Source organism: Collinsella sp. AF29-7AC, from assembly GCF_003475665.1.
Taxonomy (GTDB): Bacteria; Actinomycetota; Coriobacteriia; order Coriobacteriales; family Coriobacteriaceae; genus Collinsella.
The window spans coordinates 91545-106743 of the sequence record NZ_QRQX01000004.1; the positions used below are offsets into that span (position 1 = coordinate 91545).

A 15199-nucleotide genomic window follows, 5' to 3' on the forward strand; every position below is an offset into this window, starting at 1 on the left:
AGAGCAGTTCCAGCCGAGGCTATTCGTCGCCGAAGCTGATGCCCAACGCCTTGGCCTCGCGTACCAGATCGCTCTGGGGGTCGACAAACTTGAGCTTGCCGGCGACCTCCTCGAGCGGCATGTGGCACATCTTGCCGTCACGCAGGGCAATCATGTAGCCAAACTCGCCGCGTAGGCAGCCGAGCGCTGCCTCGACGCCGCACTGGGTCGCAAAGATGCGGTCCTGGGCGTCGGGCTGGCCGCCGCGCTGCGTGTGACCGGGGATGGCGACGCGGGTCTCGCGACCGGTCTTGGCCTCGATCTCCTTGGCGATGTCGTACACGATTGACGGGCTCGTGCGCTCGGCGAGCTTCTTCTTGTACTCCTTCTTGGACAGTGCCGCGTCCTCCTTGGAGATGGCGCCCTCGGCGACGGCTACGATGGTAAAGCGGCTGCCGGTCTCCATGCGATGCTCGATGGTCTTGATGACGTTATCCATGTCGTAGGGGATCTCGGGAATCAGGATGACGTCCGCGCCGCCCGCGACGCCGGCATACAGCGGAATCCAACCGACCTTGTGGCCCATGATCTCGATGACAAACACGCGGCCGTGACTCGAGGCAGTGGTGTGGATGTCGTCGATGCACTTGGTGGCGACGTCGATGGCGCTCGTAAAGCCAAACGTCAGCTCGGTGCCCCAGGTGTCGTTATCGATGGTCTTGGGCAGGGCGATAACGTTGAGGCCCTCTTCGCGCAGGCGGTTGGCGGTCTTGGTGGAGCCGTTACCGCCCAGCATAAACAGGCAGTCGAGCTGCAGCTTATGATAGGTGTGGACCATTGCGGGCACCTTCTCGACGCCGTCGGCCTCGGGAATGTCCAGGCGCTTGAACGGCGTGCGGCTCGTGCCCAGGATGGTGCCGCCGCGGGTGAGGATGCCGCTAAAATCGGCGGGCGTCATGACGCGGAACCCGCTGTAGATAAGGCCCTGGTAGCCGTCCTCAAAACCATAGATCTCAATAGGCTCTTCGCTATTGGTCATAAGCGTTTTGACAATGCCGCGCATGGTGGCGTTGAGCGCTTGACAGTCGCCGCCACTGGTAAGAAGACCGATCCTAAGCATGATGAATCCTTCCGGGCAAGTTATAACATGCGCATAAGTTTACCCCCGCACACTGTTGATACGGGGGTAAAACGTGTTAGCTCAAGCGTATAGAAATGTAAACAACGCCAGGCGAGCGTAAAGTCGACGGGCCTGGCTCCTTACAGTGCGAATGCGTCGATGTCGCCCCAGTGGCGGCGCAGCGTGATGGCGGCAGCAGGCTCGGTGTTGTCAAAGACGACCGACCACTGCGTGTTGCTGGTGATGTCTTCCGGATTGGGCTCTTGCGCTGCAGCGCGTAGGGCCTTCCAAGCGACTGCCTCGTCTTGGGCGCCGGTATGGGCGTCGAGGACATCGGCGATTGCGGCGGCGCGCTCTTTACCATGGCCTAGCTCGCCATTCTTTTGGTTAGGCAGCACTTCGTCGCCATAGCAGGCGTAGAAGTTCGTAACCTGGGTTACAGGAGTCGCTTTGAAAGCGCGGTCCGGATCGCGCGGATCCCACTCTACTACGCGCGCGTCACCGGCGGCGTCGTTTATAAAGAAGTGGTAATCGCGTCCTGCCATGGCGTGCATGTCGTAGGCGGAAAGCAGGTCGACAGCTTCTTGCGTGGTGGCGGCACGGTCGAGCACCAGACGGATGGCGAGCGAGGTATTGATGACGGGGCGCTGCGTGTCCTGGTCACAGGGTTTGGAATCCAGGGTGAGCACGGCAATGGACACGCCACATTCGTTGACGCCGTCGAACTGGGCAAACGGGCCCATGAGTGCGGCGGCGCGTCCGGCGACGGAGTCAAGCGGAGTGTTATCGCCCAGGTTGTTAAGGGCGGCAAACCCGATGGAGGCATAGCCGCCGCGTGGGTGATTGCGCACCAGCAGCGCCGAGGTGTCGTCCTTAAAGTCGTAATTGCGACCGGTACGCACGCGGCCTTCGGCATCTACGGCGACAAAAGCGCTGCAGGCAAACTGGGGCGCCTGGACATGTGCCGGCACACCGGGCAGCACCTGCGCCACCACGGCATCGATGTAGGCCTGGTCGTCGCGTACGCCGGCGGCGATGATGCGATCAAGATCGTAGTCGTAGGCGATGTCGATTGCGTACAGGTCATAGCCATCCGCGTAGCCGGTCAAGCGTTTGAGCGACGCGGCGGACTTGATTTGCTTGTGATAAACGATACCGGTGGCAGCGGCAAGGCCGACGGCGACACCCGCGACACCGCAGGCGATGGCAATGTTACGTGGCTTCATGACGGCTCCTCTCGTCCTGTTAGCGCAATTGTCGCAAAAGGAGCGCGGGCATGATGGCTCAACTTGGTGAGCGGCGCGGAATTAAGCACGGAATGAAGAGTGCGGCGCTGGCGTGGCGGGGTATGCTGGAGGGGACCATCAACCCAGCGAAAGGGGAGAGCATGACGGATCAGGAAACGATCGAGCGCGTGCACGTGACGGCCGACGATATCGAGGCCTCCAACGACCTTATCGACTTTATCGAGGCATGCCCCAGCATGTTCCATACGGCAGCGACCATTATGGCCGAACTCGACGAGGCGGGCTTTACCTACCTGCCCGAGAACGCAGCGTGGGACATCGAGCCGGGCGGGCGTTATTACACGCAGCGCAACACCTCGAGCGTCGTTGCCTTTAAGGTGGGCGAAGACCTGGCCGCTACGTGGGGCGAGGACGGCGTTGCCGGCGACTATCATTTTCAACTCACGGCGTCACACAGCGATTCGCCGACGTTTAAGGTTAAGGCCGTGCCCGAGCTCGACGGCGCGGGCGAGACGCTGCGCCTGAACACCGAGGCCTACGGCGGCATGATCGACTACACCTGGTTCGATCGCCCGCTGGCACTTGCGGGCCGCGTGCTGGTGCGCGAGGGCGACCGTATCGAGAGCCGCTTGCTCGCTACCGAGCGCGAAGTTGCCATTATCCCGAGCCTTGCCATCCATATGAATCGTGGCGTTAACGAGGGCTTTGCGCCCAACCGAGCTGTCGACCTGTGCCCGCTCATCAGCGCCGGCGACCTTAAGCAGGGAGATTTTGACGCCCTGATCGCCGACGAACTGGACGTTGAGCCCGAGCAAATTTTGGGTCGCGACCTGTTCCTGGTCAATCGTCAGGATGCACGCATTTGGGGCTGGGCCGACGAGTTTATCTCGACGCCCAAGCTCGACGACCTGGCCTGCGCCTACACCTCGCTGCAGGCATTTTTGGGTGCCGAGAATGCGCACGACGTTTCGGTCTTTTGCTGCTTTGATAACGAGGAGGTTGGCTCCGAGACCAAGCAGGGCGCCATGTCGACGTTCTTGGCCGACGCGCTGCGCCGCATCAACGGGTCGCTGGGCTTCGATGACGAGTCGTACCACCGCGCACTTGCCGCTTCGATGCTCGTGAGCTGCGACAACGCGCATGCCGTGCACCCCAACCACGCCGAGAAGTGCGACGCCCGCAACCAGGTTGTGCTTAACGGCGGCATCGTCATCAAGGAGGCCACCAACCAGCACTACTGCACCGACGCCTTTAGCCGCGCGGTGTTCCAGGCCATTTGCGATGACGCCGACGTGCCCACGCAGGCCTTTGCCAACAAGAGCGATATGGCCGGCGGTTCTACCCTGGGCAATCTGTCCAATATGCAGGCGAGCATGCATGCCGTGGACGTGGGCCTGCCGCAGCTTGCCATGCACTCGAGCTACGAGACCGGCGGCGTGCGCGACGTAATGTACGCCATCCGCGCCCTCACCGCCTTCTACGAGCGTGACCTGACCATCAACGGCGCCGAAAGCGTGGAACTCTAAAACCTGCCAAAAAGGGACAGGTTTATTTTGGCAGGTTTTATCTGGGCGAATGCAAAGGGTGAAACCGAACTAGATCTGCGATACGTGGCCGCCGAGGTGCAGTGCGCCTCGGCGGCTTTTTGTGTACAGAGTACGGCTAATGCTTATAAATGCTATACATGCTTTACGTATCTACCATAGAGCTTTATGATATTTTGAAGTATTAAGGAGGGGTCATGACCACAACAGCCGCTCAGATCAACGTACGTCTCGATGCCGATCTTAAAAGGAGTGGGGACGCCGCTCTCTCCAAGGCCGGTATGACGCCGAGCCAAGCGGTGCGAGCGCTCTGGCAGCTTGCAGCATCGCTGGCCGATCGCCCCGGTGCGCTCGAGGATATCCTGCTGCCCAGTCGTGCCCGGGCGGAACAGCGCGAGCGCGAAAAGGCCGCCAAACGTAAGCTCGAGCTTATGGATCAGGGGTCGAAGCTGTTCGCTGCCGCTTGCTGTGAGTCGGGAATCGATATGGTCAAGGCTCAGCCATCGGACGACGAAGAGCTCAAACGGAATGCCTATGCGGATCGCTATGGCGAGGAGATGAGCTGGCTCTATGAGTGAGACTCCAAAGCGCATCTTGGTTGACACCAACGTGTGGCTCGATTACTTCATTCCCTCACGACGTGGTCGTTCGGTGGCGATTGAGTTTTTACGCGATGCATGCACGGCGCAGGTTGATTTGCTGTATGCGGCGACATCGTCCAAAGACCTGTTTTATTTGATTTCAAGCGAACATAAGGCATGGTATCGGCGAGAGCACGGCTCGCTTTCTCAAGATGCTGCCGTGGCGTCGACATCACTTGCATGGGATTGCCTCGACGTGTTGTCGCAACTTGCCACATCGGTACCCTGCGACCTGAGTGACATATGGATGGCGAGCAGACAGCGTGAGCTCCATAGCGATTACGAAGACGATTTAATCATTGCGGCAGCGATACGTGCTCAGGCGGATCTACTGGTCACCAACGATGTCAAACTCTGTTCACACGCACCCGTCGCAGCAATGAGCGTAGAAGACGCAAAGAATTACTTAGCAACGCTCTAGCAATTTGAAGACCCTGCAGGTCGAATAAAAGTCAGCGAATGCCCCCAGGCAGGGCCGCGCCAGCCAGTCCCTACAGGTTGAACAAAAGTCAGCGAGAGCCCGTCTGGGCGAGCAAGGTGCCTTGAAACAAGGCGGCATTGACCTTCTGGTCATGCCGCCGAAGTTGAAAGGCAGATTGCCGTCCAGACGGGCTCGCAGCGTCGGCTCATTACGCCGTTTGTAAAACGGCGTAATTCTTAGTGTTCGATCCAGCAGCGCAGGGTCTCGCCGGCCTGCAGGTGACGCAGATTCTCCGCGGCGATGTCGACGACGTTGTTGAGCGTGGCTGCCAGGTGGAACCAGCCGGAGACGTGCGGCGTGATGAGCATGTTGGGCGCATCCCACAGGGGGCTTGTCGCGGGCAGCGGTTCGGGGTCGGTGACGTCGACCGCGGCGCCGGCGAGATGTCCCGACTCCAGAACGGCAACCAAGTCATCGGTGACCACAAGGTCGCCGCGGCCGCCGTTGGCAAAGAAGGCACCTGGTTTCATCGCGGCAAAGAACTCGGCGTTCGCCAGACCGCGGGTCTCGGGCGTGCTCGGCATAAAGGATGCGACGATGTCGGCCTCTGCCAGGCGCTCAGGTAGGGCGTCCATGCCGTCCATGTCCTCAAACACAATGGGGTAGACGAGTGGATGGCGCTTGATGCCGCGGACGTGCGCGCCCATGCCGCGGCAGAGCGTGGCAAAGTGACCGCCGATATCGCCCGCGCCCAGCACCAGCACGTTGGCGTTTTTGAGCGAGGTAACTGGCCCCAAATCCTCCCAGCGATGTTCGCGCTGCAAGTCGTGATAGCCGGGCAGGCGCTTCATCATGGAAAGGACCATGGCAAACATGTGCTCGCTCACGGCCTGGCCGTAGGCGCCCACCGAGCAAGACAGCTTGGCGTCGGCTGGCACGGTGCCGGCGGCAAGGTAGTCGTCATAGCCGGCGGTCTGCAATTGCAGCAGCTGGAGATGCTCGCATGCCGTGAGCATGTCAGAGTCGATGTTGCCCAAGATCACGTCGGCGTTGGCGACTTGTTCGCGCGTGATAGCGTCGGCGCTCGTGTAGATAAAGTCCTCGCCCGGAGCGCTCGACTCAAGAATTGCGCGATGGTGGTCGTTGACGGGCAGCAAAACCAAGATGTTCACAAGTAGTCCTTTCCGCTTGACCCGCCAAAAAGGGACAGGTTTATTTTGGCGGGTTTTATCAGGCAAAACGCTATAAAAACGCCGGGCTTCGCGATGGTTAACATATCCATCGTGAAGCCCGGCGCATCCACGGCTACCAGCTCAGCAGCTCGTAGCCGTCCTCGGTCACTACGAGCTGTACCTCGCACTGGGCCGAATCGCTGCCGTCCTTGGTGCGCACGCACCAACCATCGCCCTTGCTAATCTTGATGTCGGGCGCTCCGGCATTGACCATAGGCTCGATGGTAAAGACCATGCCCGGAGCCATGATGGTGTCCACATCGGGCGCCTCGGTGGTAAAGCCCACAAACGGGTCCTCGTGGAACTCCTTACCGATGCCGTGTCCGCCGTACTCGCGCACCACGCTAAAGCCGGCGTCTTCGACCGTCTTTTGCACGGCCTCGGCCATCACGGACAGCGGCAACCACGGCTTGACGGCCGCCAGACCCGCCTCCACGCTGGCGCGGGTGACGTCGACCAGGCGCTGGCGCTCGGCCGAGACTTCGCCGATGCAGAACATACGGCTCGAGTCGCTAAAGTAGCCGTCCAAGATCGTGGAGCAGTCCACGTTGATGATGTCGCCCTCGTGCAGCACGTCCGTATCGCAGGGAATGCCGTGGCAGACCACATCATTGATCGAGGTGCACACGCTCTTGGGGTAGCCCTCGTAGTTGAGGTCGGCCGGCGTGCCACCGTGCTCGACGGTGTAGTCGTAGATCATCTGGTCGATCTGGTTGGTGGTCATGCCTGCGGCGATATGCTCGCCCACATAATCGAGCACGCCCACGTTGATGGCTGCCGAGCGCTTGATGCCCTCGATATCGGCGGGAGTCTTGTAGAGCGTGCGAGGCAGAACCTCCCAGCCTTCTTCCCACAAGCGCTCGAGGCGCTCATCAAAGGCGCTATGGCATTTCTTGTATTTCTTGCCGCTGCCGCACCAGCAAGCGTCGTTGCGGCCGGGCACGGGTCCTTTGTCATACATGGCTAACTTCCTTTCATCCGCAGCTAGTATAGCCCACCCGCAGACCAGCTCATTTGGGATGGGGCTAATTTAGCTGCTGGCGGGCGGCCGCGCTAGTAGCTCACCTGGCAGGGAATACCGAGGGCGCGCACGCGCGCGGCAATGGCGTCGAGTACCTCGGGCACTGCTTTGGCAAGGCCGGCGATCGGTGTTTCGCGCGCCACCGTGTAGATGGTCGCCTCCTGCGGGCGAATGCGCTCAAGCGCCGCGAGCCAGGGGGCAACGTACTCCTCGCCGGTGTTGTCGATGGGCTTGCCCCGGTACTCACCGCTCAAAAACATCGTCTGGATAATAACGTGACCGTTAAAGCTTGCGAACGTCTCAATCTGGTGCTTGACGTCGTAGGGGCCAACGGGCTGGTCGAGCAGCTGGATAAACGCCGGGTCGACGGTATCGAGCTTAAGAATGTTGTCGTCGACCATCATGAGCGCGTCGTGCACCTCGGGGCGGTCGGCGCGCGTGCCGTTGGAGAGCACGGCGATCTTGGAGTTTGGGGCAAGCTCGTCGCGCAGCGCGACGGCGCCGGCAATGGCCTGCGGAAACTCCGGTGCGGCGGTGGGCTCGCCGTTGCCTGCGAAGGTGATCACATCGGGGAGCTCGCCCTCGGCTGCCATCTCGCGCAGCTTTGCCTCGAGTGCATCGAGCACCACGGCAGCCGTGTTATACGGCTCGTGGCAGGGGCGCTCGGCGTTGAGGCCGTTTTCGCAGTAAATGCAGTCGAACGTGCAGATTTTGCCGCTGGCCGGCATCATGTTGACGCCGAGCGAGAGACCAAGGCGACGGCTGCGAACGGGCCCAAAGATGGGGCTGGCATTCAAAAACGTAGACATAGGCATATGCTCCTCAAGACAATTGTGCCTAAGCATAGCATCGGCTCCAAAGCAAGGTGTGGGCTCTTGCTTTACAAGTTTCGTTTTTTCACGTCGCTCATGATGCCGTGCCATGAAAAGCCTCGGGTCGGGTAAAGTTAATCTGTTAACAAGGTGTAAAGCAATGCGGGTCCATCCAATCGTGCTGACGTGCAACTGGATGAGCATTGATGATGGGGGCACAACATGGATTTTACGGTCGAGAATGCGGGCACCACGATTGCCTGTCGCGAATATGCCGACCCGGATGTGTCGCCTGATGCTCCTGCCTTGGTGTGCGTGCACGGCGCTTGTGTCGACGGCACATTTTTCGACGGCATCGCTTGTGAGCTCAGTCGCAACTACCGCGTAATTGCCTACGACCGCCGCGGCTGTGGTGGCAGCAGCGATGCGGCAGACGGCAGCTATGATCTTGCCGCTCAGGCCGCCGATCTGCAAGCCGTGATCGAACACGTTGGCGCTCCGACAAATGTGCTTGCGCACAGCGCCGGTACGTTGGTGGCGCTGGAGCTTCTTCGTACCGAACCCCATCTCGTCGCCCGTGCGATTCTGCATGAGCCGGCTGTGTCGGCCGAAGGCGTCGGCATGGGCGCAGCCCCGGTTTTGCTCGATATGATTGCGGCTGGAAAGGTTTCAAGGGCGCTCCGGCTTTTCTTGGGAGCCCTCGGCGACTTGGACCCCGAGGCTCCTGGAACGACCGAAGCAGAAGCCAAACATGCCCTGCGCAATGGTCGTTGCTTCATGGCCAATGAATACGGGATTACTATGACCTGCGTTCCCGATTGGGATAGCGTTCGCGCGTCAAAAACGGTGGCCGCCGTGCTCCTGGGCGAGCTCTCGATTGGCACGCCCCGCGAGGCTGGCACGCGAGCGGCTGCCGAATATCTCGATTGCCCTCTCGTGACGATCCCGGGCGCGCATAACGGTCTGCGCGATCGCCCGGCAGCGGCTGCCCGGGCTGTCCGTGGCATCCTGGGGCTCTAACACCCGCAATGGCCAAAGCAGGCTTCACCCGCAAACGTTTCGGCCGTGTTAACAAATGTGCTCAAAACCTCACGTCTGCGACTTCAATCGCGCCGCCTGCCAACTCATAAAAATGTAACAGCATTCACGTACTTACCTGCATCGACAAGGTGTTACCCTTGTAGCATTTGGAACCCACCGCTACCATGCGAAACTATCGAAAGGGCCCCATATGCTCAATAATCACGAGGTCAATCTAACCGACGAGGAGGCTGCCGCTGAGGTCGCCCGTGTCGCGAAGAACTACCCCGTGGTGCGTTTGCTGTCGGCCGATCAGATTAAGAGCGAGCCTAACTGCTTGCTCGCCGGCGATCGCTGCCCTTGTCTGCGTCAGTCGAGTCTTGAGGCTTTGGCAGACTCCGATGAGGTGTCGGAGCAACTGCTCAATGATGGCACTGAGTACCGCGCCCGTCTACGCCCTCTGAAGGTCGAGGGCGAGCCTCACGTCTTGCTGATGGTGCGTCCGATTGATGAGCGAGAGGCCGCGGAAGAGGACCTTGTCTACACCGACGTGCTGACGAGCGTGCGCAATCGCCGATATTACGAGGAAAAGCTTCGCAGCGCCCGCATGAATGCCGGCGTTGCGATGATCGACGTTGATGATTTTAGGGCCTTCAACGATACGTGTGGCCGTCATGCCGGCGACCTTGCGCTCGGTGCTGTGGCGACAGCCATACGCAGCGGAATTCGTTCGACTGACGAGCTTGTGCGCTATGGCTGCGACAAGTTTGTGGTTGTCATGCCCAATATTCCCTCCGATGACTTCACCCGTCGCCTGCATCAGGTGTCCGATGCCGTTCATTCCACGATTATTCCGGGCCATGAGTACGTGAGCTTGACGGCATGTGTTGGTGGCGTTCGCATTCATGGCGAGACGGTCGATGAGGGCGTTGGCCGCGCTGCCCAGTTACTGAGCCGCGCTAAGGCAAAAGCCGGTACGGTCGTGACCGATGCCGATTCCATCGAGGCCTTCCAAAGCGAAAAGCCTTTGGTGCTTATCGCCGATGACTCCGAGATGAACCGAGCCATTCTCAGCGAGATGCTCAAGGACGAGCATTGCATCCTCGAGGCCGATAACGGTCGTGCGGCGCTCGACATGGTCGACCGCTATGGCGATGAGTTGTCGCTCGTGCTGTTGGACATTGTGATGCCGGGCATAAGCGGCTTTGAGGTGCTGGCCGATCTGTCGCGCCGATCGGGTATCGATAATCTGCCTGTCATCATGATTTCGAGCGAAGATTCCGATGATGCGGTTCTGCGCGCGTACGAGCTGGGCGCCTCAGACTATATCAACCGCCCGTTTGACTCCCGTGTCGTGCGCCGCCGCGTAAGCAACACCATCCGCCTGTACGCCAAACAGCGCCGCCTGACGAACCTGCTGTCCCAACAGTACAACGAGCGCGTCAAGAACAGTCGCATGCTCATCGACATCATGGCCGGCGTCATGGAGCTTCGCAACGGCGAGGGCGGTAGGCACGTTACGAACATCGAAAAGCTGACCGAGCTGCTGCTTGGCTATCTGGTCCAGCGTAGCGGCACGATCTCCCTCGACAATGAGGAACGCTCCACGATCGCCCTGGCTTCGGCGCTGCACGATATCGGCAAGATGTCGATTGACGATGCGATCCTCAACAAGCCCGGGCGCCTCACGCCCGAGGAATTCGAGATTATGAAGACGCATACCACGATTGGCGCCAACATGCTGCTCGAGCTGGGCAGCCATCACGCCGGCAATGCGCTTATGGAATATGCGTACCAGATTGCGCGTTGGCATCACGAGCGCTGGGACGGCAAGGGTTATCCCGATGGCCTTAAGGGCGACGATATCCCCATCGCCGCACAGGTGGTTTCGGTGGCCGACGTGTACGATGCGCTGACGAGCGTGCGCGTGTACAAGGATGCCATCCCGCACGAGGAAGCGATCAAGATGATCCTGGACGGTCAGTGCGGCACCTTTAACCCGCTGCTGCTCGACTGCCTGCTCGAGGTGCAAGACCGCATTGCCGAAACCTTGGCACGCCCCGCCGACGTCGTTGCGTTCCCCACGATTTAGTTTGAACAAAGGAGTTTTTGATTCATGATTTCCATGCGTGAGGCGTATGAGAAGATCGGCGCTAATTATGATGACGCGTGCGCTCGGCTGATGGGTGAGGAAATGCTTGCCCGCTTTGCCCTCAAGTTTTTGGATGACGAGAGCATGGACAAACTGGAGGCTGCCATGGCGGCAGGAGACGCCGAGAGTGCGTTTATGGCAGCGCACACACTCAAGGGCGTGAGCCAGAACTTGGGATTCGATAATCTGTACGAGCCGGCGGTCGTGGTGACCGAAGCGCTGCGCGGCGCCGATGCCGTTGACGGCGCTCGCGAGGGAATGCATGCGCTGCAGCAGCAATATGCGGCAACGATGTCGGCTCTGCGCGAGGCGGCCGAGTAAGAGGCTGTGAGCCTTGATGACTATGAGAGTGGATAATCTCCCGTTTTAGGCCCGGTGGCGGCCTCAAAGTGGGAGATTATCCACGCTCGTTCGATACGTGTCCAAAAATCCACGCTCACCTCTTCTGATTAGTGAATGGCCTATGCGCACTGGCGGGGCTTTCCGCATGCAATCCATATCGTTGTTCGATAAACTGTTCGAATAACGATAGAGTCGATGAGGGTGAGTGTATGTCCAACAGCGTTCAGCGTATGGCCAAGGCGGGCGAAAATATCAGGAAGCTCGGTTTTTGCATGGCAGCCGTTTTTGCAGGGATGCTCGTCGCTTTTGCCGCGTTGGTTGTTTACGTGATCTGGTATGCGGTTACAAACGTTGCTTCTGTCGATTCTTTCGGTGTCGTGACGCTTCTCGATGGCGGGTGCATCGTTATCCCAAGCGGACTGTGCATGGCGCTTGTTATGGGTATTTCGCTTGTCGTTCTGTGCGGGATCAGCCGTAACATCTCGCGAGGCGTCTCGCCCTTTACCAAGACGCATGTGCGGCTTATCCGTGTTCTCGCGCTTGCCTTTGCTGTTAACGCCGCGGTTTCGCTTGTTGGTGCCTATGGATCGGTCAATCTCACCATTGGCGGACTGGAGCTTTACATCGTGCCTCATTCCTTCGTTATTGAGATTTGCCAAGGCGCTACCTTTGATGCGGGGTCGTTTATCGGCGCAGTTGTCTGTTTATTTATCTCGGCGATCTGGAGTTATGCCTCGCTGCTCCAAGAGCAGTCTGACGAGCTTGTGTAGGAGGAAACATGAGCTATCTCATCATCGAGCTTGAGACGCAGCTGCTTAAGACCGGAAAGACCAGTGCTGATCTGATTCGGGCGACGGGGCATACTCCGGCTAATATTTCAAAGCTTAGAAACGGAAAGATAAAAGCTATTCGCCTAAAGACGCTCCTCGATATCTGTGATGAGCTTGATTGTCAACCGGGAGATATTATTCAGCGCGTGAGTGAGAAAGAGCTTGAGGAGCTTATTGTTGAGCGTGCAAAAAACGTTGTGAGGCAGATGCGGGACGGCGGAGGCAATGAGGCGTCGCTTCCGACATCAGTCTTTGCTGTCGATTTGAGCGACGAGTAGCTTAAGGCGAACAACTAAAACGAAATATCAGCGTGAAGGGACCCGTGTCTAACACGGGTTCTTTCTTTTAGATTATCTTGACAAATATGAGTTATCGAAAAACAATAACAACTATGGAAAACGATAAAGTAAAGAAGGAACGATATGAGCGGTTTTGCTATCAAGCGGAACGGGAGGCCAATGAACGCATCGACGATAAGGCTATCAAGGGTGTCAAAGCGCTACGGGAAACGGCGCGTTTTGCATGACGTTTCCTTCGAGGTGGATCAGTCTGAGCTTTGCGCCCTTGTTGGTGCAAACGGGGCGGGCAAAAGCACGCTTATTAAAATAGTGCTGGGCCTCTGTGAGCCATCGTCGGGGAGCGTGGAGCTCTTTGGAGGCAAGTCGAAAAAAGAGCTGAGCTTGATGCGGACGCGTGTCGGCTATGTGCCAGATTCCTGCGGAGCATACCAATCTCTCAGTGCGGCTGAGAATCTTCGGATCCGATGTGCGGAATGGGGGCTCGATGAGAAACGTGAGGTTCCTCGCGTCTTGGGCCTAGTCGGGCTGGACATCGATGAGAAAAAGAGCGTAGGCAGTTTTTCTCTGGGAATGAAACGGCGGCTGGATATAGCTACAGCTTTGTTGGGTGACACTGATCTGCTTATTTTTGATGAGCCAGCAAACGGGTTGGACCCGCTGGGCATTGAGAGCATATGGACCCTTATCGGCCGATTGAATCGGGAGCAGGGCAAAACCATGCTTATCTCTAGCCACGACTTGGATGAGCTGGCATCGGTTGCAACAAGCTGCCTGTTTCTTCATGACGGTGAACTGCTAAAAAAGGAATCGATGGATGTCATAAGGGATGAGGCGTCGTCCCTAAAAGAGTATTACAGGCGCTTGATGAAGGCGGTCTCGCTATGAAGCGGGCGATCCATCCCATAAAGGCAGATATGATGCGTTTGCACAGGATATTTCCGGCGAAGTTTGGTCTTGCGCTTATGCTGGCGTTCGGCCTTCTCTTCGGCATCTTTCTGAAAAACGGAACAACGTTGCTCGCCTTTGGCAATAGCGTTTTTGGGGAGGATATTGGCTTCTGCTGGAATGTAATCGATCCTACTGCGCCTGATGAGTCCCTTGTGCGCAGTGCTTTTGCCGGTACCTCCCTGTTCGTTCCACTCATCGTTTGCCTGGCGATTTTACAGGAGCGCGGCTATGAAGAGGGATGCCGAATTTCTTCAGCAAGAGGTCTTGCCCGCTTTAACGGGGCTCTGGCACATGTACTTTCGTCTGCTTTAATAATTGGCGCAGCGTATAGCGCGCTTTGCCTTCTTCTTTTTGCAATAGCCATAATACGTGGAGGGCATAACTACTCGCACAACATACTAACTGTATTTTTGCCTGCAATGATAGTCAACGCCGTATTGGTGATATCGGTTGCGCTGGAGACGGTGACCATCTATCGGATAACGGGCAGCGCTGTATTGAGCGGGGCCGTGGTGATAGTTGGATTTGTCATGAGCTTGACGCTCTACGGAGCCTTCCTTCAGGCACCTATACCATCCTTGCGATGGATCTTCTTCCTTCCGGGGCCGTACCTTGGAGTCGGATGTGCCCTTGGGTATAGCGATATGGGGCAGCTGACGCTTCTGGGATATGGCGTGGCAGCCAGCTGTCTATCGGTATTGATTTACGCTCTCTTGAGCTTTCGCGCTGGGGGTGTGCTCAATGGCTCGTCAGATTAAAAGACTTCTCCAGTCAGAATTGAAGCATGTGAGCAAATGGGCGTACGCCTTAATCCTGGTAATTTATGCGTACATGGTGATATTGCAGCTTAATTCTTTCCCGATGTGGTTCTGTAGCCTCCGTGAGAACAGTTTCTTGGGTTTTTTCCCAGACCCGACGCTTCGGCTATCGGCGGAGGATGTCCTTCTATTTGGCAATGCAGAGGTTTTTCGCGGTCTGCTGTTCAACGTAGCCCCGTTGGCCCATGCATTGTTCTTTCCGTTCATCGCGGCTTGCATTGTGCCGCGCTTTGTCAGTTCGGGCTTTGTCGAGGAACCGTGGGGGTTGTCGGAGGCTCGGGGAGGGAAGCGTGTGTGCGCTATCGTTGCGCGAGTGGTGCTATCTTCTTTTGCCCTTTTGGGCGCGTTTGTCCTGTCGAGTGTCGTTTTGTACTGTCTTAACTGCGCAATCGTTTCGGATGCTCAGCGGTATTTCAACCTGCATGTATTTTGCTATCGACTTGTTCTTGCTGCCGCTGCCTGCCTTGCATACGTGGTTTCTTGCGTAATCGTTGTTTCCTATTTTGGGTCCGGCTTCGGTCCGATTGGCATGCTGTTGCTTGTCAACGTCGTAGCGGTCTACATACAGATCGGGGCCAATTCCATGCTTCCGCTTCCAGCCTCGATGCTCATGTGGATTTGCGGCGTGACCCCGTTGGGGAATGGTCAATGCATCTCGATTTTAATTGACTGCCTCATAAACGTAGCAAGCGTTTTTACCATTTGCTTTACTGTCGACCGATTGCGGTCGAGATTTCTCTGATTGTTTGTGAGGGATAAACATACCGAGCGTA

The 15199-nt window shown here is 57.9% G+C and carries 16 protein-coding genes; 11 read left to right on the forward strand and 5 right to left on the reverse strand.

What is annotated here, in order from left to right; genetic code table 11:
* Positions 1 to 19: 19 nt before the first annotated feature.
* Positions 20 to 1099, reverse strand: a complete 1080-nt coding sequence (locus tag DWZ15_RS02645) for a 6-phosphofructokinase (protein ID WP_117774147.1) — start codon at positions 1097 to 1099, stop codon at positions 20 to 22.
* A gap of 140 nt (positions 1100 to 1239) precedes the next feature.
* On the reverse strand, positions 1240 to 2325 hold the full coding sequence (locus tag DWZ15_RS02650) for a carcinine hydrolase/isopenicillin-N N-acyltransferase family protein (RefSeq protein WP_117774148.1): 1086 nt from the start codon (positions 2323 to 2325) through the stop codon (positions 1240 to 1242).
* A gap of 161 nt (positions 2326 to 2486) precedes the next feature.
* Here DWZ15_RS02650 and DWZ15_RS02655 point away from each other — a divergent pair, with 161 nt between their 5' ends.
* The 3 genes from DWZ15_RS02655 (at position 2487) to DWZ15_RS02665 (ending at position 4952) form a co-directional block, all read left to right on the forward strand.
* Positions 2487 to 3872 carry a M18 family aminopeptidase gene (locus DWZ15_RS02655; protein WP_233544611.1) on the forward strand — a complete coding sequence of 462 codons (1386 nt, stop codon included), beginning with the start codon at positions 2487 to 2489 and terminating at the stop codon, positions 3870 to 3872.
* Positions 3873 to 4087: 215 nt separating this feature from the next.
* On the forward strand, positions 4088 to 4468 hold the full coding sequence (locus tag DWZ15_RS02660; RefSeq protein ID WP_117584152.1) for a translation repressor RelB: 381 nt from the start codon (positions 4088 to 4090) through the stop codon (positions 4466 to 4468).
* Complete coding sequence (locus DWZ15_RS02665) at positions 4461 to 4952, forward strand: PIN domain-containing protein (RefSeq protein WP_117654967.1); 492 nt, start codon at positions 4461 to 4463, stop codon at positions 4950 to 4952. Before DWZ15_RS02660 ends, DWZ15_RS02665 begins: the two co-directional genes overlap by 8 nt.
* Positions 4953 to 5188: 236 nt before the next feature.
* On the opposite strand, the gene DWZ15_RS02670 is transcribed toward DWZ15_RS02665, so the two are convergent.
* The 3 genes from DWZ15_RS02670 to DWZ15_RS02680 all read right to left on the reverse strand — a co-directional run bounded on the left by DWZ15_RS02670 (position 5189) and on the right by DWZ15_RS02680 (position 8014).
* A complete protein-coding gene (locus DWZ15_RS02670; RefSeq protein ID WP_117584150.1) occupies positions 5189 to 6124 on the reverse strand; it encodes a D-2-hydroxyacid dehydrogenase in 936 nt (311 codons plus the stop codon).
* Between the two features lie 133 nt (positions 6125 to 6257).
* Positions 6258 to 7145 carry a type I methionyl aminopeptidase gene (gene map, locus DWZ15_RS02675; RefSeq protein ID WP_055286839.1) on the reverse strand — a complete coding sequence of 296 codons (888 nt, stop codon included), beginning with the start codon at positions 7143 to 7145 and terminating at the stop codon, positions 6258 to 6260.
* Between the two features lie 92 nt (positions 7146 to 7237).
* Positions 7238 to 8014 (reverse strand): radical SAM protein, encoded by a 777-nt coding sequence (locus DWZ15_RS02680; RefSeq protein WP_117766558.1) that lies wholly within the window; start codon positions 8012 to 8014, stop codon positions 7238 to 7240.
* A gap of 225 nt (positions 8015 to 8239) precedes the next feature.
* Here DWZ15_RS02680 and DWZ15_RS02685 point away from each other — a divergent pair, with 225 nt between their 5' ends.
* From DWZ15_RS02685 to DWZ15_RS02720, 8 genes are all read left to right on the forward strand, one after another.
* The gene (locus DWZ15_RS02685) at positions 8240 to 9037 is read left to right on the forward strand and encodes an alpha/beta fold hydrolase (RefSeq protein WP_117758378.1); all 798 of its coding nucleotides are present in this window, start codon (positions 8240 to 8242) and stop codon (positions 9035 to 9037) included.
* Positions 9038 to 9248: 211 nt separating this feature from the next.
* Positions 9249 to 11129: a diguanylate cyclase gene (locus tag DWZ15_RS02690; RefSeq protein ID WP_118449202.1), complete on the forward strand. Its 1881-nt coding sequence runs from the start codon at positions 9249 to 9251 to the stop codon at positions 11127 to 11129.
* 24 nt (positions 11130 to 11153) lie between these two features.
* Entirely contained in the window at positions 11154 to 11510 is a 357-nt protein-coding gene (locus tag DWZ15_RS02695) for an Hpt domain-containing protein (protein WP_199408668.1), read from the forward strand.
* Between the two features lie 230 nt (positions 11511 to 11740).
* Positions 11741 to 12301 (forward strand): hypothetical protein, encoded by a 561-nt coding sequence (locus tag DWZ15_RS02700; RefSeq protein WP_118449204.1) that lies wholly within the window; start codon positions 11741 to 11743, stop codon positions 12299 to 12301.
* Positions 12302 to 12309: 8 nt separating this feature from the next.
* Positions 12310 to 12639, forward strand: coding sequence for a helix-turn-helix transcriptional regulator (locus tag DWZ15_RS02705; protein ID WP_089572320.1), 330 nt, complete (start codon positions 12310 to 12312; stop codon positions 12637 to 12639).
* 144 nt (positions 12640 to 12783) lie between these two features.
* On the forward strand, positions 12784 to 13545 hold the full coding sequence (locus tag DWZ15_RS02710) for an ABC transporter ATP-binding protein (RefSeq protein ID WP_118449206.1): 762 nt from the start codon (positions 12784 to 12786) through the stop codon (positions 13543 to 13545).
* Positions 13542 to 14366, forward strand: coding sequence for a hypothetical protein (locus tag DWZ15_RS02715; protein WP_118449208.1), 825 nt, complete (start codon positions 13542 to 13544; stop codon positions 14364 to 14366). The genes DWZ15_RS02710 and DWZ15_RS02715 overlap by 4 nt, the downstream gene beginning before the upstream one ends.
* A complete protein-coding gene (locus DWZ15_RS02720; protein ID WP_089572314.1) occupies positions 14350 to 15168 on the forward strand; it encodes a hypothetical protein in 819 nt (272 codons plus the stop codon). The genes DWZ15_RS02715 and DWZ15_RS02720 overlap by 17 nt, the downstream gene beginning before the upstream one ends.
* The last annotated feature ends 31 nt before the right edge of the window (positions 15169 to 15199 follow it).